Below are 22,675 nucleotides of genomic sequence, written 5' to 3' on the forward strand. Positions count from 1 at the left end.
CCGCCCAGGCCGGACCGGTGCTGACGGATACCATCTTTGCGCGGGCCTCGGGCGCGGGCCAGGCGGCCGTGGCGGTATTGCGGCTCTCCGGCCCGGGGACGGCGGCAGCGGTCGCCCGGCTCGGCGGGACATTGCCGGCGGCGCGCCGGGCAAGCCTTCGCCGCCTGCACGACCCCGATACTGCGGAAGTGCTCGACCAGGCCCTGGTCCTCTGGTTTCCCGGCCCCGGCAGCTACACCGGGGAGGATGCGGCGGAGTTGCATCTGCATGGCGGGAATGCGGTGGTGACAGCAGTGTCGGACGCCTTGTCGCGGCTCGGCTGCCGGCCGGCCGAGCCTGGCGAATTCACGCGGCGCGCTTTCCTGCACGGGCGCATGGACCTGACCCAGGCGGAGGCGATCGCCGACCTCATCGCCGCGGAAACCACGGCGCAGCGGCGCCAGGCACTCCGGCAGGCCGATGGCGCGCTGGCCAGGCTTTATGGCGGCTGGACGGAGCGCCTGACACGCATCCTGGCGCAGCAGGAAGCCGCCATCGAGTTCGAGATGGATGACCTGCCAACCGATGTCGCCGATCGGGCGAGGGAGGCGGCCGCCGCGCTGGCCCGGGAGATCAGCGCCCATCTGGATGACGGGCGGCGCGGGGAAAGGCTGCGGGAGGGCCTGTCCATCGCCATCCTCGGCGCGCCCAACGCCGGCAAGTCATCCCTGCTGAACGCGCTGGCGGGCCGGGATGCGGCCATCGTCTCCCCGATCGCAGGGACGACGCGGGACATCGTGGAATGCCGGATGGTCCTGGGCGGCGTGCCGGCGGTGATCGCCGATACGGCGGGGCTGCGCGCCAGCACCGATGCCATCGAGCAGGAAGGCGTCAGGCGTGCCCTGCGACGGGCGGAGGAAGCCGATATCCTCATCACTGCCTTTGCCGCTGATACAACGCCGGATGCGGAAACCCTGGCGCAGTTCCGGCAGGCGCCCGGCGCGATCATCGTCGCCACGAAATGCGACCTCGCGGCACCGCCAGCCCTCGACGCGCCAGGCCGCGTGATCCCGACCAGTGCGCGGACAGGGGAGGGGCTGGACGCGCTGCGCCAGGCTCTCACGCGGGAGGCGGCGCGTCATGCAGGGCTCGGCGATGCCCCCGCCTTGACGCGGTCACGCCACCGCTCGGCCCTGGCGGAGGCGGTGGAGCAGTTGGGTCTGGCCCGGGCCGCACCCCTGCCGGAACTGGCGGCGGAGGGCTACCGAGCAGCACTGCTGGCGTTGGGCCGCGTGACCGGGCGGGTGGATGTGGAACGGATTCTCGATTCCATCTTCCGCGACTTCTGCATCGGCAAGTAGTGGCCCTATACCCCGCCGCATGATGGCGACAACGACCTATGACGTGGTGGTGGTGGGTGGTGGGCATGCCGGCTGCGAGGCCGCGGCCGCCGCCGCCCGCTGCGGCGCCCGCACCCTTCTGCTCACCCACCGGATCGAGACCGTGGGCGAGATGTCCTGCAACCCCGCCATCGGGGGCATCGGGAAGGGCCATTTGGTGCGGGAGATCGATGCGCTGGATGGGCTGATCGCCCGCGCGGCCGATGCAGCCGCCATCCACGCCAAGGTGCTGAACCGCAGCAAGGGCCCGGCCGTGCGCGGCCCGCGCATCCAGGCGGACCGCAAGCTCTACCGCGCCGCCATGCAGAACCTCCTCGCCGCGATCCCGGGGCTCACGCTGCTGGGCGAGGCCGCCGAGGATCTGGAGCTGGACGGGGCAGGCGCCGTCGCCGCCATCATCACCGCCAGCGGCACCCGCATCCGCTGCGGCGCCGTCGTCATCACGACCGGCACCTTCCTGCGCGGCGAGATCCATCTGGGCGAGCAGCGCTTCCCGGCAGGCCGCGTCGGGGAGGCGCCCTCCATCGGCCTCGCCCGGACGCTGGACCGCCTCGGCCTGCCCCTCGCGCGCCTGAAGACCGGCACGCCGCCGCGGCTCGATGGCCGAACGATCGACTGGGAGGCCCTGGAGCCCCAGCCCGGCGATGACCCGCCGGAGCCGATGTCCTGGCTGACGGACCGGATCACGAACCCGCAGGTGATGTGCCGCATCACCTGGACCGGCGCCGCCACCCATGCGGTGATCCGGGAGAATCTGCATCGCTCCGCCGTCTATTCCGGCCAGATCCAGGGCGTCGGCCCGCGCTACTGCCCTTCCATCGAGGACAAGATCGTCCGCTTCGCGGACCGGGAGCGCCACCAGATCTTCCTGGAGCCGGAGGGGCTGGATGACGACACCGTCTATCCCAACGGCATCTCCACCAGCCTGCCGGAAAGCGTCCAGGCGGCGATCATCGCCTCCATCCCCGGGCTGGAACACGCCCGCATCCTCCGCCCCGGCTACGCGATCGAATACGACCATGTCGACCCGCGCGCCCTGCACCGGACGCTTGAGGTCCGAACCACGCCAGGCCTGTTCCTGGCGGGCCAGATCAACGGCACGACGGGGTATGAGGAGGCGGCGGCACAGGGGCTGATGGCCGGCCTGAACGCCGCCCGACGGGCCGAGGGCGTGGCCCCCGACCGGGTTCTCGGGCGGGGAGAAGCGTATATCGGTGTGCTGGTGGATGACCTGGTGACGCAGGGCGTCACCGAGCCCTACCGGATGCTGACCGCACGTTCGGAGCACCGCCTCAGCCTGCGCGCCGACAATGCCGGGCTGCGCCTGACGGATCGCGGCATCGCCTGGGGCTGTGTCGGCGCCGAACGTGCCGCGCGCCATGCCACCTTCGCCGCCGATGTCGCCGCCGCCCTGGCCCGCGCGGCGGAGGATCTCGCCACCCCCTACGCCCTGGCCGCCGCCGGCATTCCGATCCGCCAGGATGGCCGCCGCCGCACGGTGCTGGAGGTCCTGGCCCTGCCGGACATCACCGCCGCCATGGCCGCCAGCGCCTTCCCCTGGCTCGCCGCCCTGCCGCCCGCCATTGCCATCCAGGTGGAGGCCGAGGCCTTCTACGCCCCCTACCTCCGCAAGCAGGAGGCAGAGCGCCGCCTGCTGGCGCGTGAGGATCGGCTGACCATTCCGGATGGCATCGACTTCAAGGCTATCCCGGGTCTCTCGACGGAGATGCAGCAGCGGTTGCTGCGCGCGCGGCCGGACAGCCTCGGCAGTGCCGGTCGCGTTCCGGGCGTGACGCCTGCCGCCATCGCCGCCCTCGCGGTCCATCTTCGACGGATGGCCGCCCAGGCGGTATAGGGGTGTTTCACGTGAAACAGCCGCCCCCGCCGACCCTGTCGCGCCTTCCCGACTGCGCGCCGCCCGATGCGGCGCAGCAGGCGATGCTCGACGCCTACCTCGACCTGCTGATCCGCTGGAACAGCCGCATCAATCTGGTAGCGGATGCGCCAGCCGAGACGCTGCGCCAGCGCCATATCCGGGATTGCCTGCAACTCGCCGCCCTGGTTCCGCCAGGCGATGGCCCGATGGCCGACCTTGGCGCCGGTGCCGGCCTGCCCGGGCTGGTGCTCGCCATCGCCACCGGCCGGCCGACGCATCTGGTGGAATCGGATCGGCGCAAGGCCGCCTTCCTGACGGAAGCGGCGGCGCGACTCGACCTGAAGCGCGTAAAGGTCCATCCGACCCGTATCGAGGACGCCATCCTGCCGCCGCTCGACCTCATCACCGCGCGTGCCCTGGCGCCGCTGGACCGCCTGCTGCCCCATGCCGCGAGGCTGCTGGCGCCGGGTGGCATCGCCATCTTCCCCAAGGGCCGCACGGCGGACCTTGAACTCGCCGCGACGCGGCCGGCATGGACCTGCCAGGTGGAACGCTTCGCCAGCCAGACCGACCCCGAGGCCACCATCTTCCGCCTGAGCGATATCCGACATGCCAGCCCGGAAGCCTGACCACCGCCCCCGCATCCTGGCCTTCGCCAACCAGAAGGGCGGCGTCGGCAAGACGACGACGGCGATCAACCTCGCCAGCGTCCTCGCCACCGACCACAAGGTGGCGCTGCTGGATCTCGATCCCCAGGGGAATGCCTCGACCGGCCTCGGCATCGGCCGCCAGGATCGGTCCGCCGGCACCTATGCCCTGCTGGTCGAAGGGCGTCCGCTCGGCGAATTACTGCGGCCGACCCCGGTGCGGAACCTGACCATCCTGCCGGCCGACCCCGACCTCGCCGGTGCCGAGATCGAACTCGTGGGGCTGGAGGCGCGGGAGCGCCGCCTCGCGCAGTGCTTCGCCGAGGCGGCGGAGACGCTCGCCACCTACGACTACATCTTCCTGGACTGCCCGCCCTCCCTCGGCCTCATCACCCTCAACGCCCTGGTCGCGGCGGATGGCGTGCTGGTGCCGCTGCAGACGGAATTCTTCGCGCTGGAAGGCATCAGCCAGATCACGCGGACCATCGACCGCGTCCGCCGCGCGCTCAACAGCCGGCTGACGCTGGAGGGTATCGTGCTGACCATGGCGGACCGCCGCAACAACCTCTCGGAACTCGTCGCCAGCGATGTCCGCGGTTTCTTCAAGGACAAGGTGTTCGAGACGGTGATCCCCCGCAATGTCCGCGTCAGCGAGGCCCCTTCCCATGGCCTGCCCGTCCTGCTCTACGATTTCCGCTCCCCCGGCGCGCAGGCCTACGTCAAGCTCGGCGCGGAATTCCTGAAGCGGGAGCGGGCGCGGAGCCGTCCATGAGCAGCACGACACGCAAGCCGACCTCCCGCCTGGGCCGCGGCCTCTCGGCCCTCATCCCCGATGCGCCGATGCCCGCGCCCGGCGAGGCCCTGCGCCAGGTCCCGATCGAGGCGCTGGAGCCAGGCCCCTTCCAGCCCCGCGGCGTGATGGACAGCACCAGCCTGGAGGAACTCGCCACCTCCATCCGGGAACACGGCATCCTCCAGCCGATCCTCGTCCGCCCCAAGCCCAACCATCCCGGCGCCTATGAGATCGTGGGCGGCGAACGCCGCTGGCGTGCGGCGCAGGTGGCACAGCTGCACGAAGTCCCTGTCGTCATCCGCGACCTCGGTGACCGCGAAGCCATGGCCGCCGGGCTGGTGGAGAATTTGCAGCGCCAGGATCTGAACGCGGTTGAGGAGGCAGAGGGCTACAAGCGGCTGGTCGAGGAATTCGGCCTGACGCAGGAAAGCCTCGGCCAATCCGTCGGCAAAAGCCGCAGCCACGTCGCCAATACGCTCCGCCTGCTCGGCCTGCCGCAGCAGGTGCGGGACCTCGTGCGCCAGGGCAGCCTTTCCGCCGGCCATGCCCGCGCGCTGATCGGCGCGCCGGACCCGGTGAAGCTCGCCGCCCAGGTCGTGGTGCGCGGCCTGAATGTCCGCCAGACCGAGGCCCTGGTCGCCGCCCGGCCGCGCCCGCTGGGCCCGCGGGAGAAGGCGGAGGACCGGGAGACGCGCGCGCTGGAGCGGGATCTCACGGAAAAGCTCGGCCTGCAGGTGCTCGTGAAACACCAGGGCAAGGGGGGCGAGGTGACGATCCGCTACAAGGACCTCGACCAGCTCGACGGCATCGTCCGCCTGCTGTCGGGCGGCTGATCCCCTCCGCCGGGCCTCAGCGCCGGTTGAAGCCGGCGGCTTGGCGAGCGATGGCCGCGATCGCGGCGCGGGCGATGGCCAGGTCCGATTCGCGAAAGGCCGTCGTCTTGGTGCGCTTTTCCGCTTCCAGCAGGGCCGCGCCCTGCGCTTCCAGCGCCGCCACCGGCCAGTTGCGCAGCGCCCGGTCGAAGGCAGGCTTGTGACGGAAGAAGACCGGCGGCCGCAGCACGCCGGAATCGCCGCCCGCCACCGCGGCCTCGTGCAGCCGCTGCATGTGCCGCAGCGTGGCGCGCACCACCATCACGGGGTTGGCGCCTTCCGCGAAGGCCGCGTCCAACGCCCGGTCGGCCGCCACGGCATCGCCACCGGTCGCCGCCATCAGGGCCTCGTCCAGATCCATCGCCGCGCCCTCCGCCACACAGGCCATGGCCGCTTCCTCATCGACCTTGCCGCCCTGGCCGACATAGAGCGCCAGCACCTCCACCGCCCGGCGGAGCATCATCCGGTCCTCCCCCAGCCGCCCCGAGAGCCAGGTGACGGCAGCAGGTTCCGCCTGCACGCCCTGCTCCCGCAGCAGCCGGGCGATGGTGCCGGACAGCGCCTCGTCCCTCTCGCGGTAGCAGGGGATGGCGGCGACATCCGGCGCGGCCTCGGCCAGGACCCGCAGCTTGGACCGGGCGGTCAACTCGCCCGCCTCCATCACCACCAGCGCCTCGCCACGGGTCGCCAGCATGTCCTTCAGCGCGTTCGCATGGGCATCCGTCGCGTCCCGCAGGCGGACCACCCTGCGCCCGCCCGTCATCGCCAGCGCGGCGGCCTCACCAGCCAGCACGCCAGCCCGGGCCGCTTCCTCCCGCGTCAGGTCAGCCAGGCGGAAAGGGTCGTCCATGGCGCCGCCGAGCACGCTGCGTACCAGCGACTCGGCCCTTTCCCGCACCAGCCCCGCATCCTCGCCGAACAGCAGCACGGCGCGCATCCCGCCGGGATCGGCCAGCACCGCCTGCGCGCGCCGCGCATCGATCTTCGCCATGCGCCGATCAGCCGGGCATCAGCGGGAGCCCGGCGGCAGCCCCAGCACGCCCGGCGATGCCGGGTCGGACAGCCCCGGCGGCAGGGCGTCACCGGGCGACGCCGGCGGGATGACCGGCATGCTGACCGCCTCCCCGACATGACCTTCCGCACGCCGGCGGAATTCCGCGGCGATGCGCGTCACGATCTGGTCCGCCAGCGTCGCCGCCAGGCGCTGCTCGGCAGCCTCCCGGCTGCTGTCGGCGGCGAAGAATTGGTTGGCCGGGATGTTGTAGGCCTCGATCGACCGTTCCTGGCCGGACATGATGCCTTCGGGCGGCGGGCCCAGGCGCACCAGCACCCAATTCGCCGTCGCGATGTAGCGTACCCGGGTCGCCGCGCCGTCAATCTGCACGCCAACACCCTCGGCCGCCACGCCAGGGCCGACGCGCAGTTCATAGGCTGGCTGCCGCGCGCCACCGATGCCAGTGCCCAGCCGCAGGAGCAGGCCGCGCCGCATCAGCTGGCCGAAGCGCTCACCGATCGGCGCCACCCGGATGGAGAGCAGCTGCTCCCGCACCGAGGGTTCACCCGCCGCGACCGCCGCCGCGCCATTGCTGCCATAGAGCGGCCGGAACCCGCACCCCGCGAGCAGCCCCGCCGCGCCCAGCAGGACGCCACGCCGCGCGAGAAGGGCGGCGTCCTCAGACAACGAAGTTGACGACCCGTCCGGGGACATGGATGCGCTTCCTGACCGGCTTGCCAGCAAAGGCACGCTGCACGTTCTCCTCCGCCTCGGCCAGGGCGAAAATCTCCGCCTCGGAGGCACCGGCCGCGACCTCGATCGTCGCGCGGAGCTTGCCCAGGACCTGCACCGCCAGCGTCACCGTCTCCGCCTTCAGCAGCGCGGGGTCGGCGTCAGGCCAGGGCATCTGCGCCACCAGGCTGTCGCTGCCCGGGTCCAGGAGGCTGAACAATTCCTCCGCCAGATGGGGCATCATGGGCGCGGAGAGGCGTGCCAGCATTTCCAGCGCCTCACGCCGCGCGGCACCCATGCCCTCGGCGCTCGCATGGGCTTCCGCCTCTCCGATCGCGTTGGCGAATTCATGGATACGGGCGACCGCGACGTTGAAGGCGAAGCTCTCCAGCGCCTCCGTCACGGCGGCGATGGTCCGATGCGTGGCCTGGCGCAGCTTGCGGGCGGCCCCCGTGGCCCCCCCTGGCGCCTCCCCCCCCGGCGTGCCGGCAGGCGGCAGGGCGGCCAGGGTGTTGGAGGCAAGCGCGTTGCTGGCCAGGCGGTACAGGCGCTGGGTGAAGCGGAAGGCGCCGGCGACGCCGGATTCCGTCCATTCCATGTCCCGCTCCGGCGGGTTGTCCGCCAGGATGAACCAGCGCGCCGTATCGGCCCCGTATTTCGCGATGATCGCGCCGGGGTCGATGGTGTTGCGCTTGGACTTGGACATCGCCTCGATGCGGCCGATGGTCACGGCCTCATTCGTGCCCTTCACCGTCGCCGTGCGGCTGCCATCGGCGGCGGTGCCGAATTCCACCTCCTCCGGATACAGCCAGCGGCCATCGGCGCCCTTGTAGCTTTCGTGCTGGACCATCCCCTGGGTGAAGAGCCCGGCGAAGGGCTCCGCCACGCCCAGATGCCCCGTGGCCTGCATCGCCCGGGTGAAGAAGCGGCTGTAGAGCAGGTGCAGGATCGCGTGCTCGATGCCGCCGATATACTGGTCCACCGGCAGCCAGGCATTGACCGCCTCCCGCGTCACCGGCGCTTCCGCACCCGGGCTGCAGAAGCGGGCAAAATACCAGGAGCTGTCGACGAAGGTGTCGCAGGTATCGGTCTCCCGCCGCGCCGCCTTGCCGCAGGACGGGCAGTTGACGTGCTTCCAGCTGGGGTGGTGGTCCAGCGGGTTGCCGGGCTTCGAGAAATCGACGTCATCCGGCAGCACGACCGGAAGCTGGTCCTGCGGTACGGGCTGCGCGCCGCAATCGTCGCAATGGATGACCGGGATCGGGCAGCCCCAGTAGCGCTGGCGGGAGACACCCCAATCCCGCAGCCGCCAGTTCACCACGCCATTCCCGGTGCCGAGGCCTTCCAGCCGCTCGATCACCGCCCGCTTGGCCGCCGGCACCGCCAGCCCGTCCAGGAAGTCCGAATTGTAGATGGTGCCGTCATCGGTATAGGCGATGTCGCCGACCGCGAAGCTGGCGGCATCGCCGCCGGCCGGGAGCACCACGGGGGTGACGGAGAGCGCGTATTTCCGGGCGAAATCCAGGTCCCGCTGGTCATGCGCCGGGCAGCCGAAGATGGCGCCGGTGCCGTATTCCATCAGCACGAAATTCGCGATCCAGACCGGGTATTCGCGGCCGTTGAAGGGGTGCTTCACGCGGAAGCCGCTGTCGAAGCCGCGCTTTTCCGCCTGCTCGATCGCCGCTTCGCTGGTGCCCATGCGCCGGCATTCCGCGACGAACTCGGCCGCGGCCGGATTGGCTGCCGCGGCAGCCGCCGCCAGCGGATGTTCCGCCGCGACGGCCAGGAAGGACATGCCGAACAGCGTGTCCGGGCGCGTCGTGAAGACCTCGACCTCCTCGGTCCCCTCCACCGGCGCCGCCAGCTTGAAGCGGACGCGCGCGCCCTCACTGCGGCCGATCCAGTTGGACTGCATCAGCTTCACGCGCTCGGGCCAGCGATCAAGGCCGCCCAGCGCCTCCAGCAGGTCCGGCGCGTATTTCGTGATGCTCAGGAACCACTGGCTGAGCTTCTTCTTCTCGACCAGCGCGCCGGACCGCCAGCCGCGGCCGTCGATCACCTGTTCATTGGCCAGGACGGTATTGTCCACCGGGTCCCAGTTCACCCAGCTTTCCTTGCGCTCGACCAGCCCGGCCTTCCAGAAGTCGAGAAACAGCTTCTGCTGCTGGCCGTAATAGGCGACGTCGCAGGTCGCAAATTCGCGGGACCAGTCCAGCGACAGGCCCATGCGCTTCAGCTCGGCGCGCATGTTGGCGATGTTGGCGTAGGTCCACTGGCCCGGATGGATGCCACGCTCCCGCGCCGCATTCTCCGCCGGCAGGCCGAAGGCGTCCCACCCCATGGGGTGCATCACCAGGTGCCCGCGGGCGCGCTTGTAGCGCGCCACCACGTCGCCCAGCGTGTAGTTCCGCACGTGCCCCATATGGATCTTGCCCGACGGGTACGGGAACATCTCCAGCACGTAGTATTTGCGGGCATCCGCGGGCGGCACGTCGGGCACGGCGAAGACGCCGCGCGAATCCCATTCCGCCTGCCAGCGGGGCTCGGCGGCCGCGAAATCATGGCGCGCGGGGGGTGGCGGGGTGATGTCGTTCATCGTGTTGCGCTGCGTCGGTCTGCTGGGAGCCGCAGGCATAGAACCCCCGCGCCCCGCTGGAAAGGGCGCGGGGCCGGGAAGAGCTGAAGGGAAGGCCAGGGCACCCAGGCCCCGGCCGTTCAGCGGGAGGCGGCGGTCGCCTGGGAACGCAATTCGCGCGCCCGGTTCAGCACCTGGTCCTCAAGCTCGGACGCCGTGCCGGCGGAGACGGGCACATCCACCCAGGCATTGCCGCGCAGTTCCTGGCGGAAGATCGCGATCCGCACGCCGTCGGACCGCAGCTGCCGGCCGAGGATATAGGCCGTGGCGCGGAAGCGTTCGCCGGTGGTGCCGGGGGGCGAATACCAATCGGTGATCAGCACGCCGCCGAAGGGGTCGGCCGAGGCGAGCGGCATGAAGGACAGCGTGTCCAGCGAGGCGCGCCAGAGATAGGCGTTGACGCCGATGCCGCTCTGTTCGCTGGCCCCGCCGCCGCGCTGGCCGCCGCTGTTGCGGTCATTCCCGAAAAGCAGGATGCCGTCCTCACCTGTCAGCCGGCCGCGAACGCGGGATCGCTTGCTGTCGTCATTGTATTCGTCGAGGCCGGGCACGCGCATGTTCTCGGACAGGGTGGAACACCCCGCGAGGACGCTGGCGACGAGGCCGATCGACAAGACTTTCCTGAGCCGCCGCATGATTCCCATCCCGAGCGATCGGGGGCGCCAGGGCGCCCCGGCCTGCTTCCTAGCCGCTTTGTCGCCGGAGGAAAACTGGCCTCCCGGTGCCGGGCTGAAAACGGCACCTGCGTGAAACACTGTGTAAAACAAGATAGGGCGGCGGGTTTCCCCGCCGCCCCCTTTGTCCGGGCCGTCAGCCCTTCCGATCCACGAGGGATCAGAAGGTCAGGCGGGTGCCGATGACGAACACGTCGATGTTGCGGTTCGCACCACCGGGGCCGTTGGAGCCCGCGACGCCACCGGCAATGTTCTTGTCCACGATGTTGGAGTAGTTCGCGAACAGGTCCATGCCGGGCGCCAGGGTGTAGGAGGTGCCGAGGCCCCACACGGTCTGGGTACGGTCGGCGGCGGTGCCGCCGTTGTCACGCTCGGCCTTGGCGTAGAACGCGCCGACCGCGATCGCGCCGGTCACGTAGGTCGCGCCCAGGCCCCAGGTGGTGGAGCCGTCACGGCCAGCGGCCAACGGCGTGCGGGTCGTGCCGCCGTACTTGCCCCAGCGATACATGCCACCGACGGTCAGGCCGAAACCGGTCACATTGAGGCCGGCCTGGTATTCGGTCACGTCCTGGAGGGCGGCGTTGTTCGCCTGCGCGTCGGCGCGGTGGGCGGCGAGGCCCGCCGTCACGCCGATGTTGCCGAAGCTGCCGCGGTAGCGGATGGCGCCCGACAGCTCGTTGCGGATGCTGTCGTTCGGGTTGCGCTGCAGGGTCTGCGTGGCAGCCGTCAGGCCGGACGAGACCGTCCGGTATTCCTCGCCCTCGCGGCCGTTCGGCGCGAAGCTGACGCCGAAGTCGAAGCCGAAGAACTGCGGCGACATGTAGATGATCTTGGTGGCGTCGCTGCCGTCGTTGATGTCGTTCACGAGGTAGCGGTTGCCGTCCGCGGCCAGGGCCACGAACTCGTCCCACTGGCCGGACATGCCGAGCTGGGCGACGGCGCCGGGCAGGGAGACGGCCATCTGGGAGGCCGCGCTGTCCTGGTCGCCGAACTGCAGGGTGCCGAGGGTCGGGGAGGAGATGAAGCCCCAGGCCTCGTCCGTGTCCACGCCCGTGCCGGCAGTCGTCGCGGCCTGCGGGATGAAGTTGTCGATCTGCAGCTCGACCTGCGCGCCGTAGCTGAGGCCGTTCGCGGCCTTGCCGGCGACGATGACGACGATCTCGGCGTCCGTCTTGAAGTCGATCTTGTCGCGGTTGACCGTGCGGGCCGCGCCGGCCGTGCCGGCGGCGACGGTCACGGCGTTGCGGTCGGCGGTGTCATCGACATAGCCGCCGGCGAACTCGAAGTAGCCGCCAACGCGAACCGTCGGGGCCGTCTGCGCCTGGGCAACGTTGCCCAGCAGCGCAGCGCCGACCACTGCGGTGGTGCCCAGCAGAATCTTGCGCATAGTTAAACCTCCTCCTGCACCGGGTGGCCCCCGGCATGCGACGACCCGCCTGCCCCCCTCGGCAGGACGCCGCCCCCAGGATAAAACCCCGGATGGCAGTCAGGCCCGGGCCGACTATGGTCCGGCGCCATCCCGGTCGGCAACGGGCCAGCAACCAAGCTCGCGACTTCCGTGAGACAGTGTGGCGGCGGAGCCACAGCATGTTGCGCGACATTTCGCGGCGCGTGAGCAGCCCCCGGCGCCAGGAGACACCGCCACGGCCCGCTTCCGCGCAGCAATCAGCCGCGCAGCGCGCCGATCGCCGCCAGCCCGGCCACCCGCGCCCGCGCCAGCCGCCCGGCCGTGTGCCGCCCGATGCCCCCCAGCGCAACCGCCGGCACTGGCAGCCGCGACGCCAGCGCCGCCCAGCGCAACGGCCCCAGCGCCGGCGCGCCGGGATGGCTTTCGGTCGGGAAGGCGGGGGAGACGAAGCCGAGATCGGGCCACAGCCGCCGCGCCCGCGCCAGCGCTGGCCTCCCATGCACGGCCACCGACAGCAGCGCCCAGGGCGCGCCCGCGCGCCGCGCCAGCAGGAAGGGCAGCAGCCCCCGCGCCCCCGCCCGGTCCGGCAAATGCAGCCCGGCATGCGCCCGCAATGCCGCCCGGCCATCGCCGCCCACCAGCAGCACGAGGCCCCGCGACCGCGCCAGCCGCGCCAGGCCCCGCAGCACGCCGCGCTTCGCCCCCCGCGCCAGCACGCCCTGCCCGCGCGGCAACCGTGCTGCCGCGGCCCGGGGATCCGGCAGCCGGACAGGGTCCGACAGCAGCCACATCCGCGGCAGGCGCCTGCCCCGCGCGATCGGCGGCTTGAGGCGCCGCGACCAGACCTCTAGCGTCCGCGCCATGTCCGACCCCCTGAACGACCCCGCCCCGATCGCCGCCAACCTGGCGCGGGTGCGCGACAGCATCGCGGAAGCCTGCCTGCGCGCCAACCGCGATCCGGCCTCCGTCACCCTTATCGCCGTCTCCAAGACCAACCCGCAGGCGGCGGTGCTGGCCGCGCTGGCGGCCACGCAGACCGTGTTCGGAGAGAACCGGGTGCAGGAGGCGCAGCAGAAATTTCCGTCATTGCGCGCCGATCACCCCGCGCTCCGCCTCCACCTCATCGGCGCGTTGCAGACCAACAAGGCACGGGATGCCGTGCGCGTCGCCGATGTGATCGAGAGCCTGGACCGACCGAAACTCGCCGCCGCGCTGGCCGAGGCCATGGCGAAGGAAGGCCGCCGCCCCGGTCTTCTGGTGCAGGTCAATATCGGCGACGAACCGCAGAAGGCCGGGATCCCGACCGCGGAGGCCGATGCCTTCATCCGCGCCTGCCTCGACGACCACGGCCTGCCGGTGGAGGGGCTGATGTGCATCCCGCCGGTGGAAGGCGACCCCCGCCCGCATTTCGCCGCGATGCGGGAGATGGCGGCGCGCCACGGCCTCAAGACCCTGTCCATGGGCATGTCCGGCGACTACCAGGCGGCGATCGCGGAAGGCGCCACCCATGTCCGCATCGGCACCGCCATCTTCGGCGCGCGATGATCATAGTGTCGTTTCGCTGTCTTCCAGCCAGGCGGCGCGTGATTTTTGGTCTTCAAATTGTTCCTGGCGCGTGTGACCCTCGTTGCGGAGCCTACGCAATCGGGGGACAGCGTGTCGGGTCGTCGCAGCATCGGTTCGGCCGCGTCCCTGATGGCCTGCGCACCCCGACCGAGCCCGACGATCATGCCCATGCCCGCCTGGGATGGCGATTGGTTGGAATCGACCAGCGCCAGGTCGACCCTGCCCAATATCGGCGTGCAGGTCACCTTCACGGATGGGCTGGCCGGTCGCTACCTTTTCAACGGGCGTGAACTCGCCACAGCAACCCAATCATCGTCTGACTCCGAGGCCGCTATCTTGCTGCCCGGTGTCCGCGGCCGCGCGGTGCTGACTCAAACGGGGCCGAATACGGCGGCCTACACCTATACGGAAGCATCTGGCGCGAATATCCAGGCGGATGTGACTCGGCAGTGAGGCTATCGGCCCGCTTTCTCTCGTTGTCGCGCGACCAGAACCCCCATCGGCGATCCAAAGGCTGCCCCATCATGAATGCACGGTTGCTCGCATGCCTCGCCGGGCTGTCGGCGCTTACCCTGTCCGGCTGCGCCGGGCGAGAGACGGTGCCAAACCCCGGTACGCTCGGGGTCGATTTCGCCTGGGCGGGAATAGCGGCCTGCGAAGCGACCTCACCCGCCCTGCGGATCACCGGTTCGCCGCCGACCACCACGCGTTTCGCGGTGCGCCTCACCGATCTCAACGTGCCGGGCTTCGCTCATGGCGGCGGCGAGGTGCCTCGCGGTACGCCGTCCCCGGCCGGGGACGAAATCCCGCAGGGCGCCTTGACCGATGCTTTTCGCGGCCCTTGCCCGCCCGTTGGCCCGCACCGCTACCGCTTCACCGTGCAGGCCTTGGATGCTCAGAACCGCACCGTTGCTACAGGAGAGGCCATTCGCCCCTTCCCGCCGTGACCCTTGACGTAATGACGCCCGCGCCGGAAGGAAAAGCCCTCATCCAGATCGGCAGTCCGCATCTATGACCCGCGTCTTCTCCGGCATCCAGCCCTCGGGCGTCCCCACCCTCGGCAATTACCTCGGCGCCATCCGCAACTGGGTGCCGATGCAGGACACGCATGAGAGCATCTTCTGCGTCGTCGACCTGCACGCCATCACGGTGTGGCAGGACCCCAAGGAACTGGCGCGGCAGACGCGGGAGATGGCGGCGGCGCTGATCGCCTGCGGGCTCGACCCCAAGCGCTGCACGCTGTTCATCCAGTCCCATGTCCATGCCCACACCCGCCTCGCCTGGATCTTCAACTGCGTGGCGCGGATGGGCTGGCTGAACCGCATGACCCAGTTCAAGGACAAGGCGGGCAAGGACCGGGAAGCGGCGGGAACGGGCCTCTATGTCTATCCGAACCTGATGGCGGCCGACATCCTGACCTACCACGCCACCCTGGTCCCGGTGGGCGATGACCAGCGCCAGCACCTCGAACTCGCCAATGACATCGCCGAGAAGTTCAACCACGACTACGGCGTGGATTTCTTCCCCCGCATCGAGCCGATGATCCAGGGCGTCGCCGCCCGCGTCATGTCGCTGCGCGACGGCACGAAGAAGATGTCGAAGTCGGACCCCTCCGACCAGTCGCGCATCAACCTGACCGACAACCACGACACGATCGCGCTGAAGATCCGCCGCGCCAAGACGGACCCGGAACCGCTGCCCGACCATATGTCGGGCCTGGAGGCGCGGCCGGAGGCCCGCAACCTCGTCGGCATCCTCGCCGCCATCACCGGCACCATGCCGGAGAACGTGCTGCGGGAGCATGGCGGCAAGGGTTTTGGCAGTTTCAAGGAAACGCTGGTGGAGGCGCTGGTGGCCCACCTCACGCCCATCAGCACGGAGATGACGCGCCTGCTGGACGATCCCGGCGCGCTCGATGCGCAGCTTCGCCTCGGCGCCGACCGGGCGGAGGCCATCGCCTCCCCCATTTGCGCCAAGGCGGAGGAAATCGTGGGCTTCCTGCCGCGGCGGTAATCGCCCTCGCTAATCCTGGACGGGGGGCGTGCCCATCGCGGCCGCCTCCCGCCCCTCCGCGATCTTGGCCTCGGCCTCCTCCTCATCCTCCTCATCCGCTTCCGGAATCTCGGCCTCCGCCAGCGCGGCGGGGTCGTGGCAGAGCGTGATGCAGATGGCGAAGTGGTCGGAGCCGTAATGGGGCAGCACCCTCAGCCCCGCGACGCGGAAGCGCGCATCGTGGAAGACATGGTCCAGCGGCCAGCGGGCGAACCAGTGCTCCGCATGGAAGGTGGGGAACAATCCCCGGCCGACGCGCGGGTCGAGCAAGCCGCTCAGCCGCTGGAACAGCCTTGTGGTGTGGGACCAGGCGACGTCGTTGAGATCACCGCAGACGATGGTCGGGCGGGGATTGGCGGCAACCTCCCGCGCCACCAGCAGCAGTTCCGCATCCCGCTCCGCCACGTCATTGCCGATCTGCGGCGGCTCCGGATGCAGGCAATGCAGATCGACCAGCCGGCCGGAGCGCAGCCGGACCCGCGCGAAGATGGAGGGAATGTCCTTCGTCACCCTCTCCCGCACCACCGCATCCCGCAGCCGGAGGCGGGAAAACAGGTGGATGCCGTAGGTGTTCTCCAGCGGATGCAGCACGGCGAAGGGGTGGGTTTCCAGCAGCGGGCGCAGCTGCGCTTCCCACCACCCATTGGTCTCCAGTGTCAGGATCACGTCGGGATCGACGCGGCGGATCAGCGAGAGGAGGTCGCCGGCGCGGCTATTATCCTGCAGCACATTGGCCACCAGGATCGTGATCGATTCCGCGGGGTCCGGCTGCTTCGCGCCCGGCACCTGCCGGCGGTGCAGGATGGTGTAGGGCCAGATGCGGAAGACCTGCCAGGTGAAGCAGGCCAGCGTCGCGATGCGCAGCGCACCCTCCGCACCGCCCCAGGGCAGCACCACGGCCTGGAAGGCCGCCGCCAGGATCAGCCCCGCCGCCAGTTGCAGGCGTGGATAGTCCCATAAGCGGATCCACCACCACGGCCGCTTCGACAGCGGCAGGATGGTCAACCCCACCAGCAGCAGGGACACCGCCCACACCAGCATCGACGGCATGGTCGCCCCGTCTTCCGTCATCGTGATCCATCCATGCCCGTCCCGCGGCCGCGCCGGGATGCGGCGAAACGACGGGCGTGGCGAGCCTCAACAGGCCGGGCGCACGAGAAGTTTCCCGGGGGAGTGGTGGGGTTCCGGGGCATGAAGGGGGAGCGCTGCTCCCCCTTCGACCCCCTCGCCAGGGGCGTGGCGCCCCTGGACCGTCACCGATTGAGGACGGTCCAGGGCCGTCTCGGCCCTGGCGGATGGGGTTTGGGGAAGGCAGCGCCTTCCCCATTGTCACCAGCGAACCCTCGGCTACAGCAGCCGTCCCAGCAGGAACAGCCAGACCGGCAGCGTCAGCAGCGACAGGGCGTGTTCGCTGGTGGTAATCGCCGCCATCAGCGGCGCATCGCCACCCATGGCGCGGGCCATCACATAGCTCGTCGCCGCCGTCGGCAGGGCCATGAACAGCACGGCGATCACCGTCGGCATGGGCCCGATGCCCACGGCCGCGCAGAACATCCACGTCACCGCCGGCATCACCACCAGCTTGAGCATGGCCGTCGCCGCCTGGGTCAGGGGCCGCGCCGAAAGCCCCTGCGGCGTCAGCGCCGCACCCACGCAGAGCAGCCCCAGCGCCACCGAGGCCTGGCCCAGGTTGCGCACCATCGGCCCGATCCCCGGCGGCAGCCCGCCCAGTGCGGACAGTACGAAGCCCACCAGCACCGCGATGATCAGCGGATTGGCGAAGACCTGGCGCAGCAGCCGCCAGGGCCGCACCCGCCCCTCCGCACCCAGGGCAAAGGCGATGGTGGAGATCGCCTGCACCACCGGCACGATCAGCCCCGTCGCCACCGCCGCCAGCGCCAGCCCCGCCTGCCCCCAGACGGCGCCGGCAATCGCGAAGCCCATCAGGTTGTTGAAGCGGATGCCGCCCTGCAGGACGGAGGTCATGGCCGGATGCCCCTCCCCCAGCAGGCGGGAGAGCACAACCGCCGCCACCGTGCCGAAGCCCAGCGCGCCCCAGATCGCCACCGCCATGCCGCCCACCGGCAAATTGCCGAGGTCGACGCCGGACAGAGCGGTCGCCACCAGGCAGGGCAGCAGCACCCAGAAGATCAGCCGCTCCATCCCCGCCCAGACCACATCATTCGGCAGCAGGTAGCGGCGCAGCACGGCGCCCAGCGCCAGCAGCCCGAAGACGGGGACAAAGGCGTTCAGCCACTGGATCATCGGGGCATGGGGGCGCGCATGCCTCTGTTTCCCCGAAGCCTCACCGCCGCGCCAGCGCCACCACGTAGAGGCAGGGCTGCGTGGCGGAGGGGTTTTCGTAGGCACAATCCGCCGGCGGGCCGAGTGCCAGGCAATCCCCGGGCTCCAGCCGGTGCGTCACGCGCCCTTCATGGAACAGCAGCGTGCCTTCCAGCAGCCAGACGCATTGCCCGCGCAGCAGGGTGTAGGATTCCGCGGGGTAGGGCACCCGCGCGCCAGGCGGCAATTCCACCCGCACCAGCTCCGGATCCGCCCCCGGGGGGGAGAGTTGCCGGCGCAGATACCCCGTGCCCGGGTCCCGCCAGCGCGCCTGCTCCGCCGCGCGGGCCACCACGCCGCCAGCCGGCGCCGCCTCCGCCCGCGCCAGCAGCGCCGAGAGCGTCAGGCCGAAGGGGCCGGAGAGGCGCCCGAGCAGCGCCGCCGTCGGGCTCGCCTCCGCCCGTTCCACCTTGCTGATCATGGCGCGGGAGACGCCCGACCGCGCCGCCAGCTCCGCGATCGACCAGCCCCGCGCCTCCCTCTCCAACCGCAGCCGTTCCGCCAGGCGGCGGGCGGCGTCATCGGGTTGCTGCGGTACGGTGAAATCCGGCTGCTGCGCCGCAGCAGGATCGTCTTGCATGGTGGACATGCGTCCATCATAGTTTCTTCCGCCTCCCGGAACCAGCCATGACCAGTGACGCCCCTGCCCCCTTCGATCTCCGACGGCTCGATGCCGCGGGGGCCACGGCCCTGGCGCCGGCGCTGGCCGAGGTGCTGGTGGATTGCGTGGCGGGCGGTGCCTCGGTGAGCTTCATGCATCCGCTGGACCCCGCCCGGGCACTGGCCTTCTGGCAGGGCGTGGCGGCGGGTGTCGCCGCTGGCGACCGCGCCCTGTTCGTGGCGGAGGAGGCGGGCGCGGTCCTCGGCACCGTGCAGCTCCTGCTCGGCATGCCGGAGAACCAGCCGCATCGCGGGGAGATCGCCAAGATGCTGGTCCGCCGCACCGCACGCGGCCGGGGCATCGGCACCGCCCTGATGCGGGCGGCGGAGGCGTTGGCCGTGGAGCAGGGTCGCACCCTGCTGGTGCTGGACACGGCGGAGGGCGGCGAGGGGGAGCGGCTCTACCGCCGGCTCGGCTGGGTCGCCGTCGGCACCATCCCGCGCTACGCCCTGCACCCCGATGGCCGCCCCTGCGGCAGCACCTTCTTCTATCGCGACCTGTCCACGTGACCCTGCTGCCCGGCATCGGCCACAATGGCGGCCCGCCGCTGGAGGAGGAACCGGACCCCGGCGGCGGCCGGCTGTTCCTGTGGAAGCGGGCCCATCGCAAGGCCTGGAAGACGCCGCCGCCCGAGATCGCGCTGCGTCGCCTGGCGCGGGCGGAGGAACTCGGGATTAGCTACCGGGACTACACGCTGGAGATCATGGAGCGCGGCAAGTACCTGTAGGGACTGCCGCGTCGGCCCCCCTCCCGCGGAGCGGTCAGGCGCCCGCCGCGGAGCGGTCAAGCGCCAGCCTGCGCCTCTTCCGTCAGCGGCGCGCCATTGGGGCGCAGCATGGCGCCGCGGGCGATGTCCCGCAGGCAGGCGGCTTCCCCCCGCCGGGCCGTGCCCACGGCCCGCGCCGCGGCATGGGCCACGCGCATGGAGGGCCGCGGCCCATCCTCCCGATAAAGGATCAGGTCCAGGTGGCACTGCGTCGCCTGGTAGTGCCAGATCTCGGCATTGCCCTCGGTGCGCCGCAGCCTTGGCTCGCCCAGCCATTGCGTCACGGCCTCCGGCGGCTGGCCGACCAGCTGGCCCGCCAGCGTCGGCACGCTGCCGGGGGGCGCCGGCCGCGCGACGATGGGCGCCACCGTCGCGGGCTCCGTCCCTTCCCCGCCCGCCGCGGCCGGGCGCGGCGCGATGCCGGCCAAGCTGGCCTGGTGGGTGGCCAGGGCCTCCTGCAGGACCTGCGCGGTATCGGACGGGCCCTGCGCCACGCAGGCCCCGAGAGGCAGCAGCAGGAGGGGAAGAAGGCGTCGCATCGTGGCGGGCATCGGCCGGGGCGGGGGCATGATGCCGCCGCCCCGGGCCAGGGGCCTCAGCCTTCGGCGTAGGCGCGGGGCGCCGGGCCGGGGGGAACCTGGGTGTCGCCCAGCATTTCCATGCGGCCGGAGATCTGGCCACCATCCTCGACCATCAGGCGGCGGCAGCGCGCCACGCCGATGACGCGGCCCGTGCCGCGGATGACCAGCTGGCCGCGCGCGGTCAGCGTGCCGTCGAAGGTGCCGGCGATCTCGGCATCCTCGACCTGGACCTCACCCTTGAAGACGCCGGTCTGGCTGATGGACAGCTCGGTCGCCTGGATCATCTGGCTCTCGACCGTGCCTTCGACGACCAGGCGCTCGGCATCCGCCACCGTGCCCTGCAGGCTGATGCCGCGGCCGACGACCAGCGTGCGGCGATCCGGCCCACCCGGGCGCGGCGTCGGCATGGTCGGGGCGCCGGGCTGGCCGCCCGGCATCCCGCCGCCCATGGAACCACCCATGGAACCACCCATCTGGGGCGGCCGCGGCGGAATCGCCGTGCCGGCGGGCGGCGTCGGGCCACCCGGCATGGACGGGGTGGGGGAGGGGGGCTTCGGCGCGAGGCTCATGGTGGAGGCATCCCTGGAGGGTCGGAACGGAGGTGCGCCCAGATCGGGGTCGCGGGTGGTCGGCACGGTGGCGGGCTGGGGGTCGGATGGTTCCGCGGCCGGCTTCTCGTCGCGGCGGCGGCCAAAGACATTCATGATCGTCCCCCTTCAAGTCCCGGCTTCAATGGCTGCGGCATCGGCCCCGCATCGGGTCACCCCGATCCGGTCGCCGGGCGCTTCCCCGCCATGCCCGTGCGCAGCATCCGGCTAACACGCGGGGGCGCGCGGAGACAACGGCGGCAAGCCGTCGTCCCGCATTTGTCCACAGACTCATCCCCGGGAATCCGTTGGTTTCGAAGACACATCGCTACGGTGCAGGAGATGCGTCATGGCCGCCGTGCCGAGCACTGGCACCAGCAGGTTGAGGACCGGCACCGCCGCCATCGCCGCCAGCGCGCCGCCCAGCGTCCAGATGGCGCCGCGGCGCCGGCGGCGCAGCGCCTCCGCCGCACCGCGATCCATCCGGCGCAGCGCCACGCCCTCGAACAGCCCTTCCCCCAGCCCGATGGCGGCGACGGCCCAGAGGCCGAGGGTGCCGATCATCGGCAGCAGCAGGGACAAGGGCAGCAGGACCAGCGTCAGCCCCGCCATCTTCGCCGCCAGCACCAGGCCAGCCCAGGCCTGGCTGGTGGCGGTGGCGCCGGTCGCGGCGGGCAGGGCGGGGTAGTGCCGCCGCTCCACCGCCGCCGCGACGCCATCCAGGAACAGGCCGGACACCGCCAGCAGCAGGGGCACGAACAGCCACCAGGCCGCGAAGAGCACCAGGACGCCACCGGCCGCTGCGGCGACACCCGCGAACCAGCCGGTGCCCGCCGCGATGTCCCCCAGGGCCCAGGAGGCCAGCGCCCCGATGGCCAGCAACCCCGCCAGCGCGCCCGCCGCCCCCAGCAGTACCGGCTTTCGGAAGGCGGGGTCGAACAACTGGTGAAACGCCAGGACCAGGGCTTTGAGCATGCACCGGGACTAGCGGCGGCGCGCCCCTTCCGGCAACTTCCGGCCACGCTTCCTCCCCTGACGCCTGCGCGAGGTCCCCCGCCCCATGCCCAACGCCCCCCTGCCCACGCTCGACCTCCTCGGCATCGGCAACGCCATCGTCGATGTGCAGGCCCGGGCGGAGGATGCCTTCCTCACCGCCCATGGCATGCCGAAGGGCGGCATGGCGCTGATCGATGCGGCGACCGCCGAGGCGATCTACGCCGCCATGGGCCCGGGCGTCGAAAGCTCCGGCGGCTCCGCCGGCAACACCTGCGCCGTCGCCGCGGCGCTCGGCGCGCGCGTCGGCTACCTCGGCAAGGTGGCGGATGACGGACTTGGAAAAGTCTTCGCCCATGACATCCGCGCCGCCGGCGTCCGCTTCCCCACCGCGCCGCTGGTCGGGGGCGCGCCGACCGCGCGCTGCCTGATCCTCGTCTCGCCCGACGGCCAGCGGACGATGAACACCTTCCTCGGCGCCTGCGTCACCTTCGGGCCCGATGATGTGGATGAGGCCGAAGTGGCCTCCGCCGCCATCACCTACCTCGAGGGCTATCTGTTCGACCCCCCCGCCGCCCAGGAAGCCTTTTTCAAGGCCTCCCGGGCTGCTCACGCAGCCGGTCGGAGGATCGCGCTCACGCTGTCCGACGCCTTCTGCGTCGGCCGCCACCGCGCCGCCTTCCGCGAATTCGTGAAGGAGGAGACCGACATCCTCTTCGCCAATGAGGCCGAGCTGCTCTCCCTGTACGAGACCGAGGATTTCGACGCCGCCCTCGCCCTGCTGCGGCAGGAGGTGGCGCTGGCCGCCGTGACGCGCAGCGAGAAGGGCAGCGTCGTGATCGCGGGCGCCGAGCGCTTCGACATCGCCGCGGTGCCGACCAAGGTCGTGGACACCACCGGCGCGGGCGATGCCTATGCCGCCGGCTTCCTGGCCGGGCTGGCGCACGGCAAGACGCTGCCGGAATGCGGCCGCTGGGGCAGCGTGGCGGCGGCGGAGGCCATCAGCCATTTCGGCGCCCGCCCGCAGGCCGACCTGAAGGCGCTCGTCGCGCAGGGCTGACCGCCGAGGGAACCGGCCGGGCCGGGCCGCGGTTCACCGCGGCGGGGGATGCCCCC

General features: G+C 71.3%; 24 protein-coding genes. 12 read left to right on the forward strand and 12 right to left on the reverse strand.

The features are described 5' to 3' along the window. Positions 1–20: 20 nt before the first annotated feature. The 5 genes from mnmE to BM041_RS10385 are packed head-to-tail and all read left to right on the forward strand — an operon-like array spanning position 21 to position 5,528. Complete coding sequence (mnmE, locus tag BM041_RS10365; protein WP_092959786.1) at positions 21–1,340, forward strand: tRNA uridine-5-carboxymethylaminomethyl(34) synthesis GTPase MnmE; 1,320 nt, start codon at positions 21–23, stop codon at positions 1,338–1,340. Positions 1,341–1,359: 19 nt separating this feature from the next. Continuing rightward, positions 1,360–3,234 (forward strand): tRNA uridine-5-carboxymethylaminomethyl(34) synthesis enzyme MnmG, encoded by a 1,875-nt coding sequence (gene mnmG / locus BM041_RS10370; protein ID WP_456303959.1) that lies wholly within the window; start codon positions 1,360–1,362, stop codon positions 3,232–3,234. An 11-nt stretch (positions 3,235–3,245) separates the two neighbouring features. After that, entirely contained in the window at positions 3,246–3,884 is a 639-nt protein-coding gene (gene rsmG, locus BM041_RS10375; protein WP_245762021.1) for a 16S rRNA (guanine(527)-N(7))-methyltransferase RsmG, read from the forward strand. After that, a complete protein-coding gene (locus tag BM041_RS10380; RefSeq protein ID WP_092959106.1) occupies positions 3,865–4,674 on the forward strand; it encodes a ParA family protein in 810 nt (269 codons plus the stop codon). Before rsmG ends, BM041_RS10380 begins: the two co-directional genes overlap by 20 nt. Continuing rightward, a complete protein-coding gene (locus tag BM041_RS10385) occupies positions 4,671–5,528 on the forward strand; it encodes a ParB/RepB/Spo0J family partition protein (protein WP_092959108.1) in 858 nt (285 codons plus the stop codon). The genes BM041_RS10380 and BM041_RS10385 overlap by 4 nt, the downstream gene beginning before the upstream one ends. Positions 5,529–5,544: 16 nt before the next feature. On the opposite strand, the gene holA is transcribed toward BM041_RS10385, so the two are convergent. The 6 genes from holA to BM041_RS10415 form a co-directional block, all read right to left on the reverse strand. Next, entirely contained in the window at positions 5,545–6,558 is a 1,014-nt protein-coding gene (gene holA, locus BM041_RS10390; protein ID WP_092959110.1) for a DNA polymerase III subunit delta, read from the reverse strand. A gap of 18 nt (positions 6,559–6,576) precedes the next feature. Next, positions 6,577–7,248, reverse strand: coding sequence for an LPS assembly lipoprotein LptE (lptE, locus tag BM041_RS10395; RefSeq protein WP_175533859.1), 672 nt, complete (start codon positions 7,246–7,248; stop codon positions 6,577–6,579). Further along, entirely contained in the window at positions 7,241–9,889 is a 2,649-nt protein-coding gene (leuS, locus tag BM041_RS10400; RefSeq protein WP_092959114.1) for a leucine--tRNA ligase, read from the reverse strand. The genes lptE and leuS overlap by 8 nt, the downstream gene beginning before the upstream one ends. 119 nt (positions 9,890–10,008) lie before the next feature. Next, the gene (locus BM041_RS10405; RefSeq protein ID WP_245762022.1) at positions 10,009–10,542 is read right to left on the reverse strand and encodes a DUF3576 domain-containing protein; all 534 of its coding nucleotides are present in this window, start codon (positions 10,540–10,542) and stop codon (positions 10,009–10,011) included. A 220-nt stretch (positions 10,543–10,762) separates the two neighbouring features. Next, entirely contained in the window at positions 10,763–11,989 is a 1,227-nt protein-coding gene (locus BM041_RS10410; RefSeq protein WP_092959118.1) for a porin, read from the reverse strand. Positions 11,990–12,267: 278 nt separating this feature from the next. Continuing rightward, the gene (locus tag BM041_RS10415) at positions 12,268–12,873 is read right to left on the reverse strand and encodes a thiamine phosphate synthase (RefSeq protein ID WP_092959120.1); all 606 of its coding nucleotides are present in this window, start codon (positions 12,871–12,873) and stop codon (positions 12,268–12,270) included. Between BM041_RS10415 and BM041_RS10420 the strand changes: the two genes are divergently transcribed. From BM041_RS10420 to trpS, 4 genes are all read left to right on the forward strand, one after another. Next, positions 12,872–13,555: a YggS family pyridoxal phosphate-dependent enzyme gene (locus tag BM041_RS10420; RefSeq protein WP_092959122.1), complete on the forward strand. Its 684-nt coding sequence runs from the start codon at positions 12,872–12,874 to the stop codon at positions 13,553–13,555. The genes BM041_RS10415 and BM041_RS10420 overlap by 2 nt on opposite strands. A 189-nt stretch (positions 13,556–13,744) precedes the next feature. Next, positions 13,745–14,029 carry a hypothetical protein gene (locus tag BM041_RS10425; protein ID WP_092959124.1) on the forward strand — a complete coding sequence of 95 codons (285 nt, stop codon included), beginning with the start codon at positions 13,745–13,747 and terminating at the stop codon, positions 14,027–14,029. A 71-nt stretch (positions 14,030–14,100) separates the two neighbouring features. Beyond that, positions 14,101–14,523 carry a YbhB/YbcL family Raf kinase inhibitor-like protein gene (locus BM041_RS10430; protein WP_092959126.1) on the forward strand — a complete coding sequence of 141 codons (423 nt, stop codon included), beginning with the start codon at positions 14,101–14,103 and terminating at the stop codon, positions 14,521–14,523. Positions 14,524–14,587: 64 nt separating this feature from the next. Further along, entirely contained in the window at positions 14,588–15,589 is a 1,002-nt protein-coding gene (trpS, locus tag BM041_RS10435) for a tryptophan--tRNA ligase (protein ID WP_092959128.1), read from the forward strand. A gap of 9 nt (positions 15,590–15,598) precedes the next feature. Here trpS and BM041_RS10440 read toward each other — a convergent pair whose 3' ends face one another. The 3 genes from BM041_RS10440 to BM041_RS10450 all read right to left on the reverse strand — a co-directional run bounded on the left by BM041_RS10440 (position 15,599) and on the right by BM041_RS10450 (position 18,560). Then, on the reverse strand, positions 15,599–16,699 hold the full coding sequence (locus BM041_RS10440) for an endonuclease/exonuclease/phosphatase family protein (RefSeq protein WP_217648678.1): 1,101 nt from the start codon (positions 16,697–16,699) through the stop codon (positions 15,599–15,601). Positions 16,700–16,975: 276 nt separating this feature from the next. Continuing rightward, positions 16,976–17,893: an AEC family transporter gene (locus tag BM041_RS10445; RefSeq protein ID WP_092959130.1), complete on the reverse strand. Its 918-nt coding sequence runs from the start codon at positions 17,891–17,893 to the stop codon at positions 16,976–16,978. A 40-nt stretch (positions 17,894–17,933) separates the two neighbouring features. Beyond that, complete coding sequence (locus tag BM041_RS10450) at positions 17,934–18,560, reverse strand: helix-turn-helix domain-containing protein (RefSeq protein ID WP_245762023.1); 627 nt, start codon at positions 18,558–18,560, stop codon at positions 17,934–17,936. Between the two features lie 38 nt (positions 18,561–18,598). Between BM041_RS10450 and BM041_RS10455 the strand changes: the two genes are divergently transcribed. Continuing rightward, positions 18,599–19,141 carry a GNAT family N-acetyltransferase gene (locus tag BM041_RS10455; protein WP_092959132.1) on the forward strand — a complete coding sequence of 181 codons (543 nt, stop codon included), beginning with the start codon at positions 18,599–18,601 and terminating at the stop codon, positions 19,139–19,141. Next, complete coding sequence (locus tag BM041_RS10460; protein ID WP_092959134.1) at positions 19,138–19,359, forward strand: hypothetical protein; 222 nt, start codon at positions 19,138–19,140, stop codon at positions 19,357–19,359. The genes BM041_RS10455 and BM041_RS10460 overlap by 4 nt, the downstream gene beginning before the upstream one ends. A gap of 56 nt (positions 19,360–19,415) precedes the next feature. On the opposite strand, the gene BM041_RS10465 is transcribed toward BM041_RS10460, so the two are convergent. From BM041_RS10465 to BM041_RS10475, 3 genes are all read right to left on the reverse strand, one after another. After that, positions 19,416–19,937, reverse strand: a complete 522-nt coding sequence (locus BM041_RS10465; RefSeq protein WP_092959796.1) for a hypothetical protein — start codon at positions 19,935–19,937, stop codon at positions 19,416–19,418. A gap of 56 nt (positions 19,938–19,993) precedes the next feature. After that, complete coding sequence (locus BM041_RS10470) at positions 19,994–20,683, reverse strand: bactofilin family protein (RefSeq protein WP_175533860.1); 690 nt, start codon at positions 20,681–20,683, stop codon at positions 19,994–19,996. Positions 20,684–20,857: 174 nt separating this feature from the next. After that, positions 20,858–21,541 (reverse strand): EI24 domain-containing protein, encoded by a 684-nt coding sequence (locus BM041_RS10475; RefSeq protein WP_092959136.1) that lies wholly within the window; start codon positions 21,539–21,541, stop codon positions 20,858–20,860. 85 nt (positions 21,542–21,626) lie between these two features. Between BM041_RS10475 and BM041_RS10480 the strand changes: the two genes are divergently transcribed. Further along, positions 21,627–22,619, forward strand: a complete 993-nt coding sequence (locus tag BM041_RS10480; protein WP_092959138.1) for an adenosine kinase — start codon at positions 21,627–21,629, stop codon at positions 22,617–22,619. The last annotated feature ends 56 nt before the right edge of the window (positions 22,620–22,675 follow it).

The organism is Falsiroseomonas stagni DSM 19981, assembly GCF_900114315.1.
GTDB lineage: Bacteria > Pseudomonadota > Alphaproteobacteria > Acetobacterales > Acetobacteraceae > Falsiroseomonas > Falsiroseomonas stagni.